The organism is Pseudomonas sp. NEEL19 (assembly GCF_028751975.1).
GTDB lineage: Bacteria > Pseudomonadota > Gammaproteobacteria > Pseudomonadales > Pseudomonadaceae > Aquipseudomonas > Aquipseudomonas juntendi.
In genome coordinates, this window is record NZ_CP081491.1 from 5,201,333 (window position 1) to 5,221,449 (window position 20,117).

General features: G+C 62.6%; 20 protein-coding genes and 1 pseudogene. 13 read left to right on the forward strand and 8 right to left on the reverse strand.

Annotated elements, in window-relative coordinates; translation table 11 throughout:
* The first annotated feature begins 48 nt into the window (after window positions 1–48).
* A complete protein-coding gene (gene dadR, locus K4A76_RS23080) occupies window positions 49–537 on the forward strand; it encodes a transcriptional regulator DadR (protein ID WP_003258963.1) in 489 nt (162 codons plus the stop codon).
* Window positions 538–539: 2 nt separating this feature from the next.
* Here the strand turns inward: dadR and K4A76_RS23085 are convergent, their stop codons facing one another.
* Complete coding sequence (locus K4A76_RS23085; protein ID WP_009682925.1) at window positions 540–893, reverse strand: YkgJ family cysteine cluster protein; 354 nt, start codon at window positions 891–893, stop codon at window positions 540–542.
* Between the two features lie 129 nt (window positions 894–1,022).
* Between K4A76_RS23085 and K4A76_RS23090 the strand changes: the two genes are divergently transcribed.
* Window positions 1,023–2,003, forward strand: coding sequence for an RHS repeat-associated core domain-containing protein (locus tag K4A76_RS23090; protein WP_173891549.1), 981 nt, complete (start codon window positions 1,023–1,025; stop codon window positions 2,001–2,003).
* Window positions 2,004–2,081: 78 nt separating this feature from the next.
* The gene (locus tag K4A76_RS23095) at window positions 2,082–3,374 is read left to right on the forward strand and encodes an NAD(P)/FAD-dependent oxidoreductase (protein ID WP_274411234.1); all 1,293 of its coding nucleotides are present in this window, start codon (window positions 2,082–2,084) and stop codon (window positions 3,372–3,374) included.
* A 246-nt stretch (window positions 3,375–3,620) separates the two neighbouring features.
* Here the strand turns inward: K4A76_RS23095 and K4A76_RS23100 are convergent, their stop codons facing one another.
* Window positions 3,621–3,851, reverse strand: a complete 231-nt coding sequence (locus K4A76_RS23100; RefSeq protein WP_029885735.1) for a DUF1127 domain-containing protein — start codon at window positions 3,849–3,851, stop codon at window positions 3,621–3,623.
* 179 nt (window positions 3,852–4,030) lie between these two features.
* On the opposite strand from K4A76_RS23100, the gene K4A76_RS23105 reads away from it, so the two are divergent.
* Window positions 4,031–5,461, forward strand: a complete 1,431-nt coding sequence (locus K4A76_RS23105) for an aminotransferase-like domain-containing protein (protein WP_173891551.1) — start codon at window positions 4,031–4,033, stop codon at window positions 5,459–5,461.
* A 60-nt stretch (window positions 5,462–5,521) separates the two neighbouring features.
* Window positions 5,522–7,075, forward strand: a complete 1,554-nt coding sequence (locus K4A76_RS23110) for a phospholipase D family protein (RefSeq protein ID WP_029885733.1) — start codon at window positions 5,522–5,524, stop codon at window positions 7,073–7,075.
* Between the two features lie 118 nt (window positions 7,076–7,193).
* On the opposite strand, the gene K4A76_RS23115 is transcribed toward K4A76_RS23110, so the two are convergent.
* Together K4A76_RS23115 and K4A76_RS23120 are read right to left on the reverse strand one after the other, a co-directional pair.
* Window positions 7,194–8,333, reverse strand: coding sequence for an MFS transporter (locus tag K4A76_RS23115; RefSeq protein ID WP_009682919.1), 1,140 nt, complete (start codon window positions 8,331–8,333; stop codon window positions 7,194–7,196).
* A 144-nt stretch (window positions 8,334–8,477) separates the two neighbouring features.
* Window positions 8,478–9,971: an aldehyde dehydrogenase gene (locus tag K4A76_RS23120; protein WP_029885732.1), complete on the reverse strand. Its 1,494-nt coding sequence runs from the start codon at window positions 9,969–9,971 to the stop codon at window positions 8,478–8,480.
* Between the two features lie 196 nt (window positions 9,972–10,167).
* Here K4A76_RS23120 and K4A76_RS23125 point away from each other — a divergent pair, with 196 nt between their 5' ends.
* Together K4A76_RS23125 and K4A76_RS23130 are read left to right on the forward strand one after the other, a co-directional pair.
* A complete protein-coding gene (locus K4A76_RS23125; protein WP_009682916.1) occupies window positions 10,168–10,527 on the forward strand; it encodes a cupin domain-containing protein in 360 nt (119 codons plus the stop codon).
* 83 nt (window positions 10,528–10,610) lie between these two features.
* Complete coding sequence (locus K4A76_RS23130) at window positions 10,611–10,814, forward strand: hypothetical protein (protein WP_173891555.1); 204 nt, start codon at window positions 10,611–10,613, stop codon at window positions 10,812–10,814.
* Between the two features lie 67 nt (window positions 10,815–10,881).
* Here K4A76_RS23130 and rpmG read toward each other — a convergent pair whose 3' ends face one another.
* Both rpmG and rpmB read right to left on the reverse strand, forming a co-directional pair.
* Entirely contained in the window at window positions 10,882–11,037 is a 156-nt protein-coding gene (rpmG, locus tag K4A76_RS23135; protein WP_003253507.1) for a 50S ribosomal protein L33, read from the reverse strand.
* 11 nt (window positions 11,038–11,048) lie between these two features.
* Window positions 11,049–11,285 (reverse strand): 50S ribosomal protein L28, encoded by a 237-nt coding sequence (rpmB, locus tag K4A76_RS23140; protein ID WP_003253504.1) that lies wholly within the window; start codon window positions 11,283–11,285, stop codon window positions 11,049–11,051.
* Between the two features lie 361 nt (window positions 11,286–11,646).
* Between rpmB and K4A76_RS23145 the strand changes: the two genes are divergently transcribed.
* On the forward strand, window positions 11,647–13,251 hold the full coding sequence (locus K4A76_RS23145; protein WP_274411235.1) for an ABC transporter substrate-binding protein: 1,605 nt from the start codon (window positions 11,647–11,649) through the stop codon (window positions 13,249–13,251).
* A 121-nt stretch (window positions 13,252–13,372) separates the two neighbouring features.
* Here K4A76_RS23145 and radC read toward each other — a convergent pair whose 3' ends face one another.
* The gene (gene radC / locus K4A76_RS23150) at window positions 13,373–14,053 is read right to left on the reverse strand and encodes a RadC family protein (RefSeq protein WP_029885730.1); all 681 of its coding nucleotides are present in this window, start codon (window positions 14,051–14,053) and stop codon (window positions 13,373–13,375) included.
* Window positions 14,054–14,182: 129 nt separating this feature from the next.
* On the opposite strand from radC, the gene coaBC reads away from it, so the two are divergent.
* From coaBC to argB, 4 genes and pseudogenes are all read left to right on the forward strand, one after another.
* Entirely contained in the window at window positions 14,183–15,394 is a 1,212-nt protein-coding gene (gene coaBC / locus K4A76_RS23155) for a bifunctional phosphopantothenoylcysteine decarboxylase/phosphopantothenate--cysteine ligase CoaBC (RefSeq protein WP_274411236.1), read from the forward strand.
* 5 nt (window positions 15,395–15,399) lie between these two features.
* Window positions 15,400–15,855, forward strand: a complete 456-nt coding sequence (gene dut / locus K4A76_RS23160; RefSeq protein WP_029885729.1) for a dUTP diphosphatase — start codon at window positions 15,400–15,402, stop codon at window positions 15,853–15,855.
* 138 nt (window positions 15,856–15,993) lie between these two features.
* Window positions 15,994–17,367: pseudogene (locus K4A76_RS23165) on the forward strand (phosphomannomutase/phosphoglucomutase); the annotation flags it as partial.
* Between the two features lie 30 nt (window positions 17,368–17,397).
* A complete protein-coding gene (argB, locus tag K4A76_RS23170) occupies window positions 17,398–18,303 on the forward strand; it encodes an acetylglutamate kinase (RefSeq protein ID WP_009681993.1) in 906 nt (301 codons plus the stop codon).
* Between the two features lie 161 nt (window positions 18,304–18,464).
* On the opposite strand, the gene pyrE is transcribed toward argB, so the two are convergent.
* Window positions 18,465–19,106, reverse strand: a complete 642-nt coding sequence (gene pyrE / locus K4A76_RS23175; protein WP_054905201.1) for an orotate phosphoribosyltransferase — start codon at window positions 19,104–19,106, stop codon at window positions 18,465–18,467.
* An 80-nt stretch (window positions 19,107–19,186) separates the two neighbouring features.
* On the opposite strand from pyrE, the gene K4A76_RS23180 reads away from it, so the two are divergent.
* A complete protein-coding gene (locus K4A76_RS23180) occupies window positions 19,187–19,966 on the forward strand; it encodes an exodeoxyribonuclease III (protein WP_003253401.1) in 780 nt (259 codons plus the stop codon).
* The last annotated feature ends 151 nt before the right edge of the window (window positions 19,967–20,117 follow it).

Genomic DNA, 20,117 nt, shown 5'->3' on the forward strand with positions numbered 1-20,117 from the left:
TTGGCGAGAATTCTCGGCATAATCGCCTTTCACGGAGGGGCATCCCCTATGAGAACCCAGCACCAGAGCAAGCGTGAACTGGACAAGATCGACCGCAACATTCTGCGTATCCTGCAGAATGACGGGCGTATTTCCTTCACCGAACTGGGCGAGAAAGTCGGGCTGTCCACCACCCCTTGCACCGAGCGGGTTCGCCGCCTTGAGCGCGAGGGCATCATCATGGGCTACAACGCCCGCCTGAACCCGCAGCACCTCAAGGGTAGCCTGCTGGTGTTCGTGGAAATCAGCCTGGACTACAAGTCGGGTGACACCTTCGAAGAGTTCCGCCGCGCGGTGCTGAAGCTGCCGCACGTGCTGGAGTGCCACCTGGTTTCCGGTGACTTCGACTACCTGGTGAAAGCGCGCATTTCCGAGATGGCCTCGTACCGCAAGCTGCTCGGCGACATCCTGCTGAAGCTGCCGCACGTGCGCGAGTCGAAGAGCTACATCGTGATGGAAGAGGTGAAGGAGAGCCTCTGCCTGCCGATTCCGGACTGACGCTAGACCAACACCTGGCGGGTGCTGGCGATGAACTGGTGAACGAGCTGCTCGGCGCCAGGGTCGATCATCGGCTCAGGGCCCCGGCCACGTGGGCAGGCCATGCGCGGGGTGGTGCCGAACAAGCGGCAGATCATCGGCCGTTCTTCATACACCGTGCAGCCGTTGGGGCCCAGGTGCACACAGTCCAGGCGCGCCAGGGCGGCATCCTGCTCGGCCTGGGACTTGCGCGGCAGGCGGGCCATTTCTTCGGCCGAAGTGGTGACCGGGCCGCAGCAGTCGTGGCAGCCGGGTTCGCACTCGAAGGCAGGGATGAGTTCGCGCAGGAAGTGGATCTTGTGGCGGTTGCAGGACATGGCTGAATATTTGCGTAACGCTTGTGCTGGATGGAAGCAGTGGACCTGCTAATTTTGGCAGTTGTGGGTAAGCCTAATCATTCTACAAACTGACGAGACATCCCCCTTCAACTAAGCGAGCCGCATCTGATGAAGAACCACATTCTGTTCTTTTACAGCGGACTCAAGCTTACCGTGCTTAAAAGCTCTCGGGAAACACAACGCATCTTCCGGGCATCAGATTTCTCCCTCGCCGAAATTAAGCCCACAGTCACCAATCTGCAAGCTGTTGATCATCGGAAAACACCTTTGATGGGAAACTCGGATGGTGTGGGTCGACCATTCAGCTTTACTCCTTTTGGCCATATCTTCGCTAACTGCTCAACAAACATTGGCTTCACCGGGGAACGTTTGGATCTTGCCAGTGGATGCTATCCGCTCGGCGCCGGTCGCCGCAGCTATAGCCCTGTGTTGATGCGCTTCCTTAGCGGTGACTCACAGAGCCCGTTCTTCAAAGGTGGGACCAATGCTTATGCCTATTGTTTGAACGACCCCATCAACTACACCGACCCGTCGGGGTGCACTGGAGAGTTCATGAACCGGATCAGGTCAAAAGTCCTGCGCCGCCGCCATCACCGGACACCGGCTACTCCGCCTCCCTACTCACCAACCCCTCCCGGCGTGCCAGCTCAACCGCTTGGGGCCGCAAACAGTGAACAAGCTCCTCCTTCCTACTTTGGCTGGGGGGAAGCTCCCCCCCTGTACGATCAAAATGCGCCGCCCATCAACAGCAACAATCGATCACGGCCATACAGCAGTACACCGCAGCCAAGGGAGTCGGTTCTGGAACTGCGTGAAGGCAAACTGATAATGGTCAACTCACTCGCCGAGATTACTCAGGCAAAGTCGCTAGCCAATGACCCAGCGCTTTCAGCGACTATCCGCCTCAATGCGTCAAACACGCTGATACGCATGAGTCTTAACAATCTGCCCACACAAACCGACAGCGGAATACTTTCCGCAATCCGCACCGCTCATCAGCTATACGACATTCGTGGTGCCGGCACTATGGATGCGCCTGAGCCAACGCAGGCCTTTGCCTTGCCGGTTGAGAGAACCAGACGCCCCTGAATGGGCCGTTTGGTTGCCCCCTTCTTGATCCCGAGCTTATCCTCCATTTTTGGCCGATAACAACTCAGGACCTACCCAATGATCCACAGCGCGCAGCACGCAGCCTCCTATTACGCCGCCAGCAGCGCGCCACACCCCGATCACGCCTACCTGCAAGGCGAACACAACGCTGACGTGTGCATCATCGGCGGCGGCTACTCGGGCCTGAACACCGCCATCGAGCTGGCCGAGCGTGGTTTCTCGGTCATCCTGCTGGAAGCGCGCAAGCTCGGCTGGGGCGCCAGTGGGCGCAACGGCGGCCAGCTGATTCGCGGGGTCGGCCATGGTCTGGAGCAGTTTCTGCCGGTGATTGGCGAGGACGGCGTGCGCAGCATGAAGCTGATGGGCCTGGAGGCCGTGCAGATCGTGCGCGAGCGGGTCGAGCGGCATGCCATTGCCTGCGACCTGACCTGGGGCTACTGCGACCTGGCCAACAAACCCGCCGAGCTGCTGGGCTTTGCCGAAGACGCCGAAGAGCTGCGTAGCCTCGGCTACCCACACGAGCTGCGCCTGGTCGGCAAGGACGATATCCACAGCGTGGTCGGCGCCGACTGCTATGTGGGTGGGCTGATCGACATGGGCTCCGGGCACCTGCACCCGCTCAACCTGGCCCTGGGCGAAGCGGCCGTGGCCGCGCGCCTGGGGGTAAAACTGTTCGAGCAGTCCGAAGTTACCCGCATCGACTACGGCACATCAGTGCAAGTGCATACCGCCCAAGGCCGGGTGCGCGCCAAGACCTTGGTGCTGTGCTGCAACGCCTACCACAACAACCTCAACCGCGAACTGGGCGGCAAGGTGCTGCCAGCGGGCAGCTACATCATCGCCACCGAGCCGCTGGGCGAGGAACGCGCCCGCAGGCTGCTGCCGCAGAACATGGCAGTGTGCGACCAACGGGTAGCCCTGGATTACTATCGCCTCTCAGCCGACAACCGGCTGTTGTTCGGCGGTGCCTGCCACTACTCGGGCCGAGACCCGAAGGACATCGCCGCCTACATGCGGCCGAAGATGCTCAAGGTGTTCCCCGAGTTGGCCAACGTACGCATCGATTACCAGTGGGGTGGCATGATCGGCATCGGCGCCAACCGCCTGCCGCAGGTCGGCCGGCTGGGCAGCCAGCCGAACGTGTATTACGCCCAGGCCTACTCGGGCCATGGGCTCAACGCCACCCACCTGGCCGCGCGCCTGCTGGGCGAAGCCATCAGCGGCCAGGAAAGCGGGCGCTTCGACCTATTCGCCAAGGTGCCACATATCACCTTCTCTGGCGGCCAGCACCTGCGCTCGCCGCTATTGGCGCTGGGGATGCTGTGGCATCGCCTCAAAGAGCTGGCCTGAAAGTCCCCATCCTTGGGGCAGCAACTGTCTTGCTTAAAATCTAAAGCTGACTAGCCCCCTGTGGGAGCGGGCGTGCCCGCGAAGCCAACCCCGTGGTGGATGGCACGGGCTTCGCCCGTGTTCGCGGGCAAGCCCACTCCCACAGGGATCGCGCCAGCTTTTTGAAATTGAGCAAGACCGTTGCTCCCACAGGTTCGGTGCAAGTTTCAAGTCTGGGGCACAACAGGCCCTCCAGCGACCATCGTGTCAGTCCTTCCAGAAGGGTTTGCGGCCTTCGAGCCGCGCCTGCTCCCAGCTCAGCCCAACATCGCGCAGCTCGGCATCGGTCAATTGCAACAGCGCCCTGCGGGTACGCCAGCGGTGCAGCATCAGGCCCCAGCGCCCCAACCCCTGCGGCGCGTTGAACACCTTGGCCTGCTGCTCGGTTTCCAGTTCCTTGGCCAACAGCTGCAAGCGCACATCGCTCATGCCCCCCATCACCGCACCCTCCCCGTTCAGTCGATACCGTAGGGAAAGCATGCGCGAGGGCGATACCGGCAATACAGATCCAAAACAGCCTTATTATTCCCATACAGCATTGGCTGGCGGCCGACTGAATGCTGTATTTTCCAGGCAACTGTACCGGTCGCTGCCTGCAGGTAGCCCAGGAGTATGCCTTGACCCTTTACCTCAACCTCGCCGAACTGCTCGGGGCCCGCATCGAGCAGGGCCTGTATCGCCCAGGCCAGCGCCTGCCGTCGGTACGCGCCCTGAGCGTGGAGCACGGGGTCAGCCTGAGCACCGTGCAGCAGGCCTACCGCATGCTCGAAGACAGCGGCATGGTCTCGCCCAGGCCCAAGTCCGGCTATTTCGTCAGCGACCACCGCCAGCTGCCAGCGCTGCCTGCAGTCAGCCGCCCGGCCCAGCGCCCTGTGGACATCTCGCAATGGGAACAGGTACTCGAGCTGGTGCGCAGCACTCCGCACAAGGACGTGGTGCAACTCGGCCGCGGCATGCCCGATATCGACAGCCCCACCCTCAAGCCTTTGCTGCGCAGCCTCGCCCAGTTGAGCCGGCGCCAGGACATGCCGGGGCTGTATTACGACAATATCCATGGCAACCTGGCGCTGCGCGAGCAGGTGGCGCGGCTGATGCTCGATTCCGGCTGCCGCCTGGGCCCGGCCGACCTGGTAATCACCACCGGCTGCCATGAAGCGCTGTCATGCAGCATTCGCGCGGTTTGCGAGCCAGGCGACATCGTTGCGGTCGACTCGCCCAGCTTCCACGGCGCCATGCAAACCCTCAAGGGCCTGGGCATGAAAGCGCTGGAGATCCCCACCGACCCGGTCACCGGCATCAGCCTGGAAGCGCTGGAGCTGGCCCTGGAGCAGTGGCCGATCAAGCTCATTCAGATCACCCCCAGCTGTAACAACCCACTCGGCTACATCATGCCCGAGGCGCGCAAGAAGGCCTTGCTCAGCCTGGCCCAGCGCTATGACGTGGCGATCCTGGAAGACGATGTGTACGGCGACCTGGCCTACACCTACCCGCGCCCGCGCACCCTCAAGTCATTCGACGACGATGGCCGCGTGTTGCTCTGCAGTTCGTTCTCCAAAACCCTGGCCCCCGGCCTGCGGGTGGGCTGGGTGGCACCTGGGCGCTATCTGGAACGGGTGCTGCACATGAAATACATCAGTACCGGCAGCAGCGCCAGCCAGCCGCAACTGGCAATTGCCGACTTCATCGCCGGCGGGCACTACCAGCCCCACATGCGGCGCATGCGCAGCCAGTACCAGCGTGGCCGTGACCTGATGAGCGATTGGGTAACGCGCTACTTCCCGGCGGGTACCCGGGTCAGCCGGCCGCAGGGCGGCTTCATGCTGTGGGTGGAATTCCCCGAACATTTCGACACGCTGCGGCTGAACCGCGCTTTACTGGAGCAAGGTGTTCAGGTGGCGGTGGGCAGTATCTTCTCGGCCTCGGGCAAGTTCCGCCACTGCCTGCGCATGAATTTCGCTGCGCGGCCAACGCCACAGATCGAGGCTGCCGTGCGCAAGGTAGGTGAAACCGCCCTTCGTCTACTGGATGAAGAACGCGCCGACGCGTAACTTTGCGCCGCCCGCCACTGTCCAACCTCCACAGCCCTTGCCGCACAGGACGATCCACCTTTGAGACCCCAGCGCGCCTTGTCTTTGCTGCTGATGCTGTTGCTCGGCCTTGCCGGCTGTGCCAGCGTCAGTACCCCACGCGAAACCAGCCAGGCCCTGCCCGCCAGCGAATCGGCCTTCGGCCGCTCGGTGCTGCGCCAGGCGGCACCGTATGGCGGGCAGTCCGGCTTTCGCCTGCTGCCCAACAGCAACGAAGCATTTCGCGCCCGCGCCGAATTGATCCGCAACGCCCAGGCCAGCATCGACCTGCAGTACTACATCGTGCACGACGGCCTCAGCACCCGCGCCCTGGTGCACGAACTGCTGCGCGCCGCCGACCGCGGCGTGCGCGTACGCATTCTGCTCGACGACACCACCAGCGACGGCCTGGACACCATCATGGGCACCCTCGCTGCCCACCCGAATATCCAGATCCGCGTGTTCAACCCACTGCACCTGGGCCGCAGCACCGGGGTGACGCGCGCCTTCGGCCGGCTGTTCAACCTGTCGCGCCAGCACCGCCGCATGCACAACAAGCTGTTCCTGGTGGACAACAGCATGGCTATCGTCGGCGGCCGTAACCTCGGCGACGAGTATTTCGATGCAGAGCCCAACCTCAACTTCACCGACATCGACCTGCTGAGCGTCGGCCCTATCGCCGAGCAACTGGGGCACAGTTTCGACCAGTACTGGAACAGCGCCCTCAGCCGACCTATCAGCGATTTTCTGTGGCATGCGCCGGATGCCGACGACCTGCGTGCGAGTCGTCATCGCCTGGAAGTCTCGCTGGCTGAAGCCAGGACCCAGCGCAAGGCCTTGTACGATCGGTTGATGGCCTACCAGTCGCAGCCGCGCCTGGATGTGTGGCGCAACGAGCTGATCTGGGCCCATGCCCAGGCGCTGTGGGATGCCCCAAGCAAGGTACTGGCCGATGACGAGCCGGACCCGCAGTTGCTGCTGAGCCACCAGCTGGCGCCTGACCTGGCCAACGTGCACAGCGAACTGATGCTGACATCGGCTTATTTCGTGCCGGGCGAGCCAGGGCTGCTGTACCTGACCGGCCGCGCCGACGCAGGTGTCTCGGTAAAGCTGCTGACCAACTCATTGGAAGCCACCGATGTGCCGGCCGTGCACGGTGGCTACGCCCCCTATCGCCGAGCCTTGCTCGAACATGGGGTACAGCTTTATGAGCTGCGCCGCCAGCCGGGCGACCCCAGCGCAGGGCGCTTGAGTTTCCGCGGAAGCTCGGACTCCAGCCTGCACACCAAGGCGATCGTGTTCGACCGGCGCAAGACCTTCATCGGTTCATTCAACTTCGACCCGCGTTCGGTCCTGTGGAATACCGAAGTGGGGGTGCTGGTGGACAGCCCGGAACTGGCCGAATACACCCGTGAGCTGAGCCAGCAGGGTATGGCGCCGGCGCTGAGCTATCAGGTGAAACTGCAGGGGGGCAAACTGGTGTGGGCGACTGAGGACAATGGACAGCAGCATGTGCTGACCTCCGAGCCGGGCGGGATGTGGCGCAGGTTCAATGCCTGGGTCAGCAAGGCGGTTGGCCTGGAGAAAATGTTGTAGCGGCGATTTTGGGGCTGCTTTGCAGCCCATCGCGACGCAAGGCCGCTCCTACAGGGGTACGCGGTTCTTGAGGTAAGGCCTTGTGTCGCGATGGGCCGCAAAGCGGCCCCGAAAACGCTCAGGCAGACACAGCCTCAAACGCCCCGCGCCTCTGGGTCAACACCACCAGCCCCGCAGCCCCTGCAGCCATCAGCAACAGCAACGCATGCCCGCTGACCCACTGGCTGCCTGCCCCGGCCAACAATGGCCCCAACAGGCAGCCAATGCCCCACAACTGCGCCACGTGAGCATTGGCCCGCACCAGTTCATCGTCGCGGTAGCGCTCACCGATCAGCACCAGCGACAAGGTGAAAAGGCCGCCGGCACTGGCCCCGAACAGTACCCACAGCGGCCATATCACCGGCGTGTGCAGCAACAGCGGGATCGCCAGGCTGGAGACCAGCAGCGTTACCGCACAGCCGGTGAACAACGCACGCCGCGACATATGATCGGCCAGCGCGCCGATGGGCAACTGCAGCACAGCATCGCCGACCACCACGGTACTGACCATGAACAAGGCGATTTCAGTGGTGAAACCTTGCTGCAGGCAGTACACCGGCAGCAACGTCAGGATCATTGCCTCGAACGAGGCAAACAGGGCGATGGCCCAGGCAATCACGGGCAAGCGACGGCAGAACCTGAACAAGTCGCCGAAGCCGACACTGCAGGCTTCGGTGCTCGGTGCACCGCCGCGCCCCAACAGCACCAGCGGCGCGAGCAGCAGCAGGCCGGTGGCGGCCCAGAAACCAAAATCGTCAGCCGAACCGAGTACGCCCAGCACCAGCGGCCCGGCCAGCTGGCTCAAGGCGTAGCTGCTACCGTACAGCGCCACCAGGCGGCCGCGCCATTGCTCGACCACCAGCTGGTTGATCCAGCTCTCACCCAGGATGAACACCACGGTCAAGGACATGCCGATCATCAGCCGCAACAGCAACCACAGCGGGTAGCTGGGCAATAGCGCGACCAGGCCGATGGACAACGCACCACCCCACAGGCAGATGCGCATGGCCGCAGGTAAGCCGACCCAGCCGGCCAGGCGGCTGGCCAGGCTGGCACCCGCCAGTACCCCCAGCGCAGGCATCGCGGCCATCACGCCGATGGCGAAACTGCCATAGCCCCAGGCTTCCAGACGCAGAGATACCAGGGGCATGCTCACGCCCAGCGCCAGGCCGACACTGAGCACTGATGCCAGTACGGCGAAGTAGGTCCCCCAACGCATTGCTGCCTCCCGGGCCAAGAATTTTCCATGGCCCATTCGCGGGTAAACCCGCTCCCACAGGTACACCACCACCCTTGAAAGCGGTGCAGTACCTGTAGGAGCGGGTTTACCCGCGAATGGGCCGCAAAGCGGCCCCTCCTGGAATTACAGCTTGATCCAGGTCGCCTTCAGCTCGGTGTATTTCTCCAGCGCATGCAGCGACTTGTCACGGCCGTTGCCCGATTGCTTGAAGCCACCGAACGGTGCGGTCATGTCGCCGCCGTCGTACTGGTTGACCCACACGCTGCCGGCGCGCACGGCCCGCGCAGTCTTGTGCGCCTTGGAAATGTCCGCCGTCCAGATACCGGCCGCCAGGCCGTACGGGGTGTCGTTGGCGATGGCGATGGCTTCTTCGGCGGTGTCGAAGGCAATCACCGACAGCACCGGCCCGAAGATTTCTTCCTGGGCGATGCGCATGGCATTGGTCACGCCATCGAAGATGGTCGGCTCCACATAGGTGCCACCGGTTTCCTCCAGGGTGCGCTTGCCGCCGGTCAGCAGCTTGGCGCCATCCTTGTGGCCGGCCTCGATGTACGACAGCACGGTATTCATTTGCTGGGTATCGACCAACGCACCCACGGTGGTCTCTGGATCCAGCGGGTTACCGGGCTTCCAGCCTTTCAGGGCCTCGACCACCATGGGCAGGAACTTGTCCTTGATCGAGCGCTCGACCAGCAGGCGCGAACCGGCAGTGCACACTTCGCCCTGGTTGAAGGCGATGGCACTGGCGGCAGCCGCAGCGGCCGCTTGCAGGTCCGGTGCATCGGCGAAGACGATATTCGGGCTTTTGCCGCCAGCCTCCAGCCAGATTCGTTTCATGTTCGATTCGCCCGCATAGACCATCAGTTGCTTGGCGATCTTGGTCGAGCCGGTGAACACCAGCGTGTCGACATCCATGTGCAGGGCCAACGCCTTGCCCACGGTGTGGCCGTAGCCTGGCAGCACGTTCAGTACACCCGCCGGGATGCCGGCCTCGATCGCCAGTTGCGCGATGCGAATGGCGGTCAGCGGCGATTTTTCCGAAGGCTTGAGCACCACCGAGTTACCGGTGGCCAGTGCCGGGCCGAGTTTCCAGCAGGCCATCAGCAGCGGGAAGTTCCACGGTACGATGGCACCGACCACGCCGACTGGCTCACGGGTAACCAGGCCAAGCTGGTCGTGTGGGGTGGGCGCGACCTCGTCGTAAACCTTGTCGATGGCTTCGGCGGTCCAGTGAATGGCCTGGGCTGCACCGGGGATGTCGATGCTGGAGGAGTCACCGATCGGCTTGCCCATGTCCAGGGTTTCCAGGAGCGCCAGCTCTTCGACGTTCTGGCGCAGCAGGTCGGCGAAACGGATCAGCGTGGCTTTGCGCTTGGCCGGGGCCAACTGCGACCAGACGCCAGCGTTGAAGGTGGCACGCGCGTTTTCCACGGCACGGTTGGCATCGGCCAGGTCGCAGCTGGCAACCTTGGCCAGGAAGCGTCCGTCGACCGGGCTCAGGCAATCGAAGGTTTCACCGGATACGGCATCGGTGTATTCGCCGTTGATGAAGGCACGGCCTTCGATCTTCAGTTGCTGGGCGCGTTGTTCCCAGTCCGCACGGGTCAGGGTGGTCATACGAAACTCCTCCTCTTGTTTAGGTGCAACGCCGCACTGAGGACTCACAGGCGTTGTCAGAATTCTGGCCGGGCGACGAGCGCACACTGGCAAGCGATACCCTAAACCAGCCACTGCAAACTATCAATATATTTGACACGGAAGGCCCAAAAGCCTACTGATGTTAATTTTATTTAACAAGAACAGGAGCCGCACCATGAATATCGCCAGCATCATCGACTTCGCCCAAGTGCTCACTGAAGCCGAACGGTACCGCCCTGCGGCTGAAAAAATCCTCAAGGGTGAGCCAGACCAGGCGGTCTACAACCATTACTCCAGCCCATGCGGGCAGTTTGCCGCAGGCGTTTGGGAGGGTGAGGTCGGCCAGTGGAAAGTGAACTACACCGAGCATGAATACTGCGAGATCGTTCAGGGCGTTTCGGTACTGCGCGACGACAACGGCGGTGCCAAGACCCTGCGCGCCGGCGACCGGTTCGTAATCCCGGCCGGGTTCACAGGCACCTGGGAAGTGCTTGAGCCGTGCCGCAAGATCTACGTCATGTTCGAGCAGAAGTAATTATGTAGCGCAGCTGGCCAGGCGGCATGCGTGAGGATGGCCCTGCCCATAACGGGCCATTCACCTTCGACAGGAAAATCACCATGACCAACGACGACGTCAAACAAGCCCTTGCCCACCTGGTCGGCGCCACATACGTGCCAGAGCTCAAAGATACCATCTGCGCCATTACCGGTCGCTCCCGCGTGGTCGGCCCCACCGACATGTGCACCCGCGAGTTCGACCCTACCCGCATCCAGATCAGGACCGACGCCAACCAGGTGATTCAGGGCTTCGAATTCAACTGACCTTGCAGCAGGCATAAAAAAACCCGCGTCCTTACGGATGCGGGTTTTTTTTCAGGTCGCCGATCAATTACTTGATCTTGGCTTCCTTGTACACCACGTGCTTGCGAACAACCGGATCATATTTCTTGATCTCGATTTTGTCCGGGGTGGTGCGCTTGTTCTTGTCGGTGGTGTAGAAGTGGCCGGTACCGGCACTCGAAACCAGACGGATCAATTCACGCATGATGCTCTCCCTTAAACCTTGGCGCCAGCTTTACGGATGTCAACCAGAACGGCGTCGATGCCGCGCTTGTCGATGATACGCATGCCTTTGGCGGAAACGCGCAGACGCACGAAGCGCTTCTCGGATTCAACCCAGAAACGGTGGTGCTGCAGGTTCGGCAGGAAACGACGACGGGTTTTGTTGTTTGCGTGGGAAATGTTGTTCCCGGTTACTGGACCCTTACCAGTAACTTGACAGACTCTCGACATGACTCAGCCCTCTAAAACCACATGCCCAACCCGGCATGGGTTGGCCGCTTAATCTCTCAGTCTTTGGCGCCTGGGCGCCGTGATTCTGGAGGCCTTATCGACCGGATCCGCTTATGCGACAGGCCGAGCCCCTAGAAAAGAGCGCTGCTTTATACCAGAAAGACCTGGCTGCAACAATAGTTGATGCACATTGGCGCAAACCCGATTCAGCCGGGGCAGCATACCTTCAGGCCCCGCCAGCCGTCGACCGCTCGTCGCCACATTTGTAAAAAAGGATGTGGTCATTTCCCGACAGGCACACTAGGGTAGGCTTTTTCCAGACTGCACTGGCAGATGGGCCACTGACAGCCAAGGAGCCACCATGCGTGCCGCCGCCCTTTCCTTATTGTTCAACTCCCTGTTCACCGCCACCCTGTTCGCGGGTGGCATCGCCCAGGCCGCGCCCCTGAGCGTTTGCAGCGAGGCCAGCCCCGAAGGCTTCGACGTGGTGCAGTACAACTCGCTGACCACCACCAATGCCACCGCCGACGTGCTGATGAACCGCCTGGTGGAGTTCGATGCAGCACAGGGCAAAGTGGTGCCGAGCCTGGCGGCCAGCTGGACGGTCTCGGCCGACGGGCTGGTGTACGACTTCACCCTGCGCGACGGTGTGAAGTTCCATACCACCCCGTACTTCAAGCCCACCCGCGAATTGAATGCCGATGACGTGCTGTTCAGCTTTCAGCGCATGCTCTACCCGGCCCATGCCTGGCACAAGACTGCACCCGGCGGCTACCCCCACGCCCAGTCGCTGCAACTGGGTAGCCTGATCAAGGCGATCGACGCCCCGGCCCCGAACACCGTGCGCTTCACCCTCAGCCACCCAGACGCCACGTTCCTGGCCACCCTGAGCATGGGCTTCGCGTCCATCTACTCTGCCGAATATGCCGACAAGCTGCTCAAGGCCGGCACGCCAGAGAAGCTCAACAGCCAGCCGATCGGCACCGGGCCGTTCACCTTCCAGCGCTTCCAGAAGGACGCTGTGGTGCGCTACCGCGCCAACCCGGACTACTTCGGCGGCAAGCCGGCAGTCGACCCGTTGATCTTCGCCATCACCACCGATGCCAACGTGCGCCTGCAGAAGCTCAAGCGCGGCGAGTGCCAGGTCGCCTTGTCGCCCAAACCGCTGGATATTGCCGAAGCGGCCAAGGAAGACAAGCTCAAGGTGGCCAGTACGCCCGCGTTCATGACCGCCTTTGTCGCCATCAACAGCCAGCACCCGCCACTGGACAAGCCGGAAGTCCGCCAGGCGATCAACCTGGCCTTCGACAAGCAGGCTTACCTCAAGGCGGTGTTCGAAGACTCTGCGGTGGCGGCCAACGGCCCCTACCCGCCCAATACCTGGAGCTACGCCAAGGACCTGCCCGGCTACCCTCTGGACTTGAAAAAGGCCAAGGCCCTGCTGGCCAAGGCCGGCCTGGCGAAGGGCTTCAGCACCACTATCTGGACGCGGCCATCGGGCAGCCTGCTCAACCCCAACCCAAGCCTTGGCGCGCAAATGCTGCAAGCCGACCTGGCCAAGATCGGCATCAAGGCCGAGATCCGCGTGATCGAATGGGGTGAGCTGATCCGCCGCGCCAAGGCCGGCGAGCATGACCTGCTGTTCATGGGCTGGGCCGGTGACAACGGCGACCCGGATAACTTCCTCAGCCCGCAGTTCTCCTGTGCGGCAGTGGAGTCGGGCACCAACTTCGCGCGGTTCTGCGACAGCCGCCTGGACCAGCTGATCAGTGCCGGGCGCACCACCAACGACCAGAGCGTGCGCAGCCGGCTGTACCAGCAGGCGCAAACCCTGATTCAGCAGCAGGCACTGTGGGTGCCGTTGGCGCACCCGACGGCGGCAACCTTGCTGCGCCGGGAAGTCGAGGGGTACCAGGTCAGCCCGTTCGGGCGGCTGGATTTCAGCAAGGTGTCGGTAGCGAGGTGAACCTGCACCGGGCTCTTCGCGGGCACGCCCGCTCCCACAGGGACATCACCGCCTTCAAGGCCGGCGAATATCCTGTGGGAGCGGGCTTGCCCGCGAAGAGGCCAGCACACAACTAAACGACCTAAGCCACGATCCACCCCTGCTCAACCATCGACAACGGCTCCCCGTCGCCAATGATGATGTGATCCAGCACCCGCACGTCGATCAATGCCAGCCCGCGTTTGAGCGACAAGGTCAGGTGCACATCGTCCTGGCTAGGCTCACTGTTGCCTGAAGGGTGGTTATGGCACAGGATCAACGCGGCCGCGTTGTGCAGCAATGCCCGCCGCACCACCTCCCGCGGGTAGACGCTGGCCCGGTCGATGGTGCCCCTGAACAGAATCTCGAACGCCAGCGGCCTGTGCTTGGTGTCCAGAAACAGGCAACCGAACACCTCGCTGGGCTCATGGCGCAGCATGGCCTTCAGGTAACGCCGCACCGCCTCGGGCCCCTCCAGCACCGCTGCGCGCGCGATGTGCTCATCCAGGTAACGCCGGCCGATTTCCAGCAGCGCTTGCAACTGTGCGTATTTCACAGCGCCTATGCCCGGCTCGCGCAGCACCGCCGCGCGTTCGGCCTCAAGAAACTGCCGCAGCCCACCAAAACGCACCAGCAGCCCGCGTGCAAGGTCCAGTACATTGCGCCCAGCCACGCCCGAACCGAGCAACACGGCCAGCAACTCGGCGTCCGACAGCACCGCCGCACCCCGTTGCAACAATTTCTCCCTTGGCCGATCTTCAGCCGGCCACTCCCTGATATTCATCCCTGCCCCTCTGCCCTTGCTGCGGCTCATTTCGGCCCTGTGTTAATCTATTTCGCCTCGTACATGCGACGTTCTGCCGCAGGCATTTGCAAACGTCGCCGCCCGCTCTCTCTGGAAAAAGGCAAGCCTATGCAGCGGCTGTATCGCAAGCGCATCGTTCTCGGCGTGGGTGGCGGCATTGCCGCCTACAAAAGCGCCGAGCTGATTCGCCGTCTCCTGGAGCACGGCGCGCAGGTGCGCGTCGTCATGACCCGTGGGGGTGCCGAATTCATCACCCCGCTGACCCTGCAGGCGCTGTCGGGCCACCCGGTGCACATGGACCTGCTGGACCCGGCTGCCGAAGCGGCCATGGGCCACATCGAACTGGCCAAGTGGGCCGACCTCGTCTTGATCGCCCCCGCCACCGCCGACCTGATGGCGCGCATGGCCCAGGGCATGGCCGATGACCTGCTGACCACCCTGGTACTGGCCACCGACGCCACCGTGGCGGTGGCCCCGGCGATGAACCAGGCCATGTGGCGCAACCCGGCGACCCAGGCCAACCTCGACCTGCTCAAAAACCGTGGCATCCAGGTATTCGGCCCGGCCTCCGGCAGCCAGGCCTGTGGTGACGTGGGCCTGGGGCGCATGCTCGAAGCCACCGAGCTGGCCTGGTGCGCGGCAGAAAGCTTCAAGCGCCAGGCCCTGACCGGCAGGCATGTGCTGATCACCGCCGGGCCGACCCAGGAAAACATCGACCCGGTGCGCTACATCACCAATCATAGCTCCGGCAAGATGGGTTTCGCCCTCGCCGAGGCAGCAGCTGAAGCGGGCGCTCGGGTGACCCTCGTGACCGGCCCGGTGCACCTGCCAACCCCGGACCGGGTCAGCCGTATAGACGTGGTCAGCGCGCGGGACATGCTCGCGGCCTGCGAGGCAGCCATGCCGTGCGACCTGTTCATTGCCTCGGCAGCCGTTGCGGACTACCGCCCGGAAGTCGTTGCCACACAAAAACTGAAGAAAGATCCTACGACCGGCGACGGCATGCTGCTGCAGATGGTGCGCAATCCCGATATCCTTGCCACCATCGCCGGCCGCGCCGACCGCCCGTTCAGCGTCGGCTTTGCCGCCGAGACCGAACACCTGCTCGATTACGCCACGCGCAAGCTCAAGGACAAGAACCTCGACCTGATCGTCGCCAACGATGTGGCCAACCCCAGCATTGGCTTCAACAGCGAAGAAAATGCCTTGACCGTGATCGACCGCCAACAGCACCAAACCCTCTTCGCGCAGACCAGCAAGGGCAAGATCGCCCGGCAACTGGTCGCCTTCATCGCCGAACGGCTCAACCAGGTTCAATAAGTTACATGCACGCTCTTCAAGCCAAGATCCTCGACCCACGCCTGGGCAGCGAATTTCCGCTGCCGACCTACGCCACCCCCGGCTCCGCTGGCCTCGACCTGCGCGCCCTGCTCCAGCAAGACACCGTCCTCGAACCAGGCCAGACCCTGCTGATTCCTACCGGCTTGTCGATCTACATCGGCGACCCGGGCCTGGCCGCCGTCATCCTGCCGCGCTCGGGCCTGGGCCATAAGCACGGTATCGTGCTGGGCAACCTGGTCGGGCTGATCGATTCGGACTACCAGGGCGAGCTGATGGTGTCGTGCTGGAACCGCGGCACCACCCCTTTCACCATCGCCGTGGGCGAGCGTATCGCCCAGCTGGTGCTGGTGCCGGTCGTGCAGGCGCATTTCGATATCGTCGAGGCCTTCGATGAAAGCCAGCGCGGCGCTGGCGGCTTCGGTCACTCCGGCAGCCACTGAGCCGAAACACGACCGTTCAGGCCAAGGATGGCGAACTCTCTGGTGAAACCACCGTCCAAGCGTTCAATTTGCGCCTGCCCAGAAAGCCTTTGACTAATGGAGCTTCCAGAGATGAACGACATGGCCCACCTGGTCCCTGCCACATTGCCAGACAGCATTTTCCGCGCGTATGACATTCGCGGCGTGGTCGGCAAGACCTTGCACGCCGAAACCGCCTACTGGATTGGCCGCGCCATCGGTGCGCAAAGCCTGGCCCAGGGCGAACCGCAAGTCTCGGTAGGCCGCGATGGCCGCCTGTCCGGGCCGATGCTGGTGGAGCAACTGATCAAGGGCCTGGTCGATGCCGGTTGCCAGGTCAGCGACGTCGGCCTGGTGCCGACCCCGGCCCTGTACTACGCGGCCAACGTATTGGCCGGCAAGTCGGGCGTGATGCTGACCGGTAGCCACAACCCGTCCGACTACAACGGCTTCAAGATCGTCATCGCCGGCGACACCCTGGCCAATGAACAGATCCAGGCCTTGCTGACCCGCCTGAGAACCAACGACCTTACCCTGGCTGCAGGGCATGTGGAAAAAGTCGAGATCCTCGACCGCTACTTCCAGCAGATCGTCGGCGACGTGAAGCTGGCCAGGAAGCTCAAGGTCGTGGTGGACTGCGGCAATGGCGCCGCCGGTGTGATTGCCCCCCAGTTGATCGAAGCCCTGGGCTGTGAGGTGATCCCGCTGTTCTGCGAGGTGGACGGCAACTTCCCTAACCACCACCCGGACCCAGGCAAGCCGGAAAACCTCGAAGACCTGATCGCCAAGGTCAAGCAGACCGGCGCCGACATCGGCCTGGCCTTCGATGGTGACGGCGACCGCGTCGGCGTCGTGACCAACACCGGCAGCATCGTCTACCCCGACCGCCTGTTGATGCTGTTCGCCCAGGACGTACTGGCACGCAACCCGGGCGCCGAGATCATCTTCGACGTCAAGTGCACCCGGCGCCTGACCCCGCTGATCGAACAACACGGTGGCCGGGCGCTGATGTGGAAAACCGGCCATTCGTTGATCAAGAAGAAGATGAAACAGACCGGTTCGCTGCTGGCGGGCGAGATGAGTGGTCACATCTTCATCAAGGAACGCTGGTACGGTTTCGACGACGGTATCTACAGTGCCGCGCGCCTGCTGGAGATCCTCAGCAAGGCCGAACAGAGCGCCGAAAACCTGTTTGCCGCCTTCCCGAACGATATTTCCACGCCGGAAATCAATATTGATGTGACCGACGAGGGTAAATTCAGCATCATTGATGCACTGCAACGCGACGCCGACTGGGGCGAAGCCAACCTGACCACCATCGACGGTGTGCGGGTCGACTATGCCCATGGCTGGGGCCTGGTTCGCGCCTCCAACACCACGCCGGTGCTGGTACTGCGCTTCGAGGCCGACAGTGACGCCGAATTGCAACGTATCAAGGATGTTTTCCGTACCCAGTTGCTGCGGGTTGATCCTGAGCTGCAACTGCCGTTCTGACCGATTATCTGTTCCTCACAGGAGCCCTGCATGACCCTCGATCGCGATGCCGCTTCCCATGTAGCCGAGGTTTTGTCCGAAGCGCTGCCCTACATCCGCCGCTTTGTCGGCAAGACCCTGGTGATCAAGTACGGCGGCAACGCGATGGAGAGCGAGGAGCTCAAGACCGGCTTCGCCCGTGACATCGTGCTGATGAAAGCGGTCGGTATCAACCCGGTGGTCGTGCACGGGGGTGGCCCGCAAATCGGCGACCTGCTCAAGCGCCTGTCGATCGAAAGCCACTTCATCGACGGCATGCGTGTGACCGATTCGGCGACCATGGACGTGGTGGAAATGGTGCTGGGCGGCCAGGTCAACAAGGACATCGTCAACCTGATCAACCGCCATGGCGGCAGCGCCATCGGCCTGACCGGCAAGGACGCGGAGCTGATCCGCGCGCGCAAGCTGACCGTCAGCCGCCAGACCCCCGAGATGACCACCCCGGAAATCATCGACATCGGTCACGTGGGCGAAGTGGTTAGTGTGAACACCGACCTGTTGAACATGCTGGTCAAGGGCGACTTCATCCCGGTCATCGCGCCAATCGGCGTGGGTGTCAACGGTGAGTCCTACAACATCAACGCCGACCTCGTGGCCGGCAAGGTAGCCGAAGCACTGAAGGCCGAGAAGCTGATGCTGCTGACCAACATTGCGGGCCTGATGGACAAACAGGGCCAGGTCCTGACCGGCCTGACCACGGAGCAAGTCAACGAGCTGATCGCCGATGGCACCATCTACGGCGGCATGCTGCCGAAGATCAAGTGTGCGCTGGATGCAGTGCAGGGCGGCGTTAACAGCTCGCACATCATCGACGGCCGCGTGCCGAATGCGGTGCTGCTGGAGATCTTCACCGACAGCGGCGTGGGCACCCTGATCACCAACCGCAAGCCGCGCTGAGTGATCGGTTAGCCTGTACCGGCCCCTTCGCGGGCACGCCCGCTCCCACAGGGATAGCGCCACCTTGTGCGAGCGGGCGTGCCCGCGAATAGGCCGAAACAGGCGGCACAAAAAAAGGCGACCTTCACAAGAAGGTCGCCTTTTTCATTTCCGGGCCAGGATCAGATCCCGTACTGCGCCCGGTAAGCTTCGACAGCCGGCAGGTGCTGCTTGAGCTGTGGGTCGTCAGCCAGGAACTCCAGCACCTGGGTCAGCGAAACGATGCTGACCACTGGAATGCCGAAGTCACGCTCCACTTCCTGGATAGCCGACAGCTCGCCATTGCCACGTTCTTCGCGGTTCAGCGCGATCAGCACGCCGGCGGCCTTGGCCTGCTGGGCGTTGATGATCTGCATGACCTCACGGATGGCAGTGCCGGCGGTGATCACATCGTCGATGATCAGCACATCGCCGGCCAGCGGTGCGCCAACCAGGCTGCCGCCTTCGCCGTGGTCCTTGGCTTCCTTGCGGTTGAAGCACCATGGCACATCGCGCTGATGCTGGTCAGCCAGCGCCACGGCGGTGGTCGCCGCCAGCGGAATGCCTTTGTATGCAGGGCCGAACAGCACATCGAACGGGATCTTGCTGTCGACGATGGCGGCGGCATAGCAGCGGCCCAGTTCAGCCAGGGCGGAACCGGTGTTGAACAGGCCGGCATTGAAGAAATACGGGCTGGTACGCCCCGATTTCAGGGTGAACTCACCGAAACGCAGTACCCCGCGATCGATGGCAAAACGGATAAAGTCGCGCTGATACGGCTGCATGAATAGTCCCGGACACCACGGATTTAGCTAAATGGGTTGAGCTCGGGTATCATACACGCACGAGATTTATGGGGCCATTTATGCGGATCATCAGTGTGAACGTTAATGGCATTCAGGCTGCGGCCGAGCGTGGTTTGCTCAGCTGGCTTCAAGCCCAGAATGCCGACGTCATCTGCCTTCAGGATACCCGCGCCTCGGCCTTTGAACTCGATGACCCAGCTTTCCAGCTCGATGGCTATTTCCTTTATGCCTGCGACGCGGAGGTGCCAGCCCAAGGTGGTGTGGCCCTTTATTCGCGCATGCAGCCCAAGGCAGTCATCACCGGCCTGGGCTTCGAGACAGCCGACCGCTACGGGCGTTACCTGCAAGCAGATTTCGACAAAGTCAGTATTGCCAGCCTGCTACTGCCTTCAGGCATGAACGGCGACGAAGACTTGAACCAGAAATTCAAGTTGATGGACGACTTCGCCAAGTACCTGGACAAGCAGCGCCGCAAGCGCCGCGAGTACATCTATTGCGGCTCGTTCTACGTGGCGCAGCAGAAGCTCGACATCAAGAACTGGCGCGACAGCCAGCAGTCGCCTGGCTTCCTGGCGCCGGAGCGTGCGTGGATGGATGCGATCACGGGCGAGATGGGTTACGTCGACGCCCTGCGCGAAGTCAGCCGTGAAGGCGACCAGTACAGCTGGTGGCCGGACAACGAGCAGGCCGAGATGCTCAACCTGGGCTACCGGTTCGACTACCAGATCCTCACCCCGGGTCTGCGCCGCTTCGTGCGCAACGCCCGCCTGCCGCGCCAACCGCGCTTCTCGCAGCATGCGCCGCTGATTGTCGACTATGACTGGACGCTGACCATCTAAAGCCTTTGGGGCTGCTTTGCAGCCCCGTTCGCGGGCACGCCCGCTCCCACAGGTACGGCGCTACCAGTGAAAGCGCCGCGATCGCTGTGGGAGCAGGCGTGCCCGCGAACGGGGCCACAGAAAATCTATTTGATCGGCCGCCAGATCAGCG

Coding starts and splice junctions, on each gene's coding strand:
- dadR (WP_003258963.1), top strand. CDS start 49: ATGAGAACCCAGCACCAGAGCAAGCGTGAACTGGACAAGATCGACCGC.
- K4A76_RS23085 (WP_009682925.1), bottom strand. CDS start 893: ATGTCCTGCAACCGCCACAAGATCCACTTCCTGCGCGAACTCATCCCT.
- K4A76_RS23090 (WP_173891549.1), top strand. CDS start 1,023: ATGAAGAACCACATTCTGTTCTTTTACAGCGGACTCAAGCTTACCGTG.
- K4A76_RS23095 (WP_274411234.1), top strand. CDS start 2,082: ATGATCCACAGCGCGCAGCACGCAGCCTCCTATTACGCCGCCAGCAGC.
- K4A76_RS23100 (WP_029885735.1), bottom strand. CDS start 3,851: ATGGGGGGCATGAGCGATGTGCGCTTGCAGCTGTTGGCCAAGGAACTG.
- K4A76_RS23115 (WP_009682919.1), bottom strand. CDS start 8,333: ATGCGTTGGGGGACCTACTTCGCCGTACTGGCATCAGTGCTCAGTGTC.
- K4A76_RS23120 (WP_029885732.1), bottom strand. CDS start 9,971: ATGACCACCCTGACCCGTGCGGACTGGGAACAACGCGCCCAGCAACTG.
- K4A76_RS23125 (WP_009682916.1), top strand. CDS start 10,168: ATGAATATCGCCAGCATCATCGACTTCGCCCAAGTGCTCACTGAAGCC.
- K4A76_RS23130 (WP_173891555.1), top strand. CDS start 10,611: ATGACCAACGACGACGTCAAACAAGCCCTTGCCCACCTGGTCGGCGCC.
- rpmG (WP_003253507.1), bottom strand. CDS start 11,037: ATGCGTGAATTGATCCGTCTGGTTTCGAGTGCCGGTACCGGCCACTTC.
- rpmB (WP_003253504.1), bottom strand. CDS start 11,285: ATGTCGAGAGTCTGTCAAGTTACTGGTAAGGGTCCAGTAACCGGGAAC.
- K4A76_RS23145 (WP_274411235.1), top strand. CDS start 11,647: ATGCGTGCCGCCGCCCTTTCCTTATTGTTCAACTCCCTGTTCACCGCC.
- radC (WP_029885730.1), bottom strand. CDS start 14,053: ATGAATATCAGGGAGTGGCCGGCTGAAGATCGGCCAAGGGAGAAATTG.
- coaBC (WP_274411236.1), top strand. CDS start 14,183: ATGCAGCGGCTGTATCGCAAGCGCATCGTTCTCGGCGTGGGTGGCGGC.
- dut (WP_029885729.1), top strand. CDS start 15,400: ATGCACGCTCTTCAAGCCAAGATCCTCGACCCACGCCTGGGCAGCGAA.
- argB (WP_009681993.1), top strand. CDS start 17,398: ATGACCCTCGATCGCGATGCCGCTTCCCATGTAGCCGAGGTTTTGTCC.
- pyrE (WP_054905201.1), bottom strand. CDS start 19,106: ATGCAGCCGTATCAGCGCGACTTTATCCGTTTTGCCATCGATCGCGGG.
- K4A76_RS23180 (WP_003253401.1), top strand. CDS start 19,187: ATGCGGATCATCAGTGTGAACGTTAATGGCATTCAGGCTGCGGCCGAG.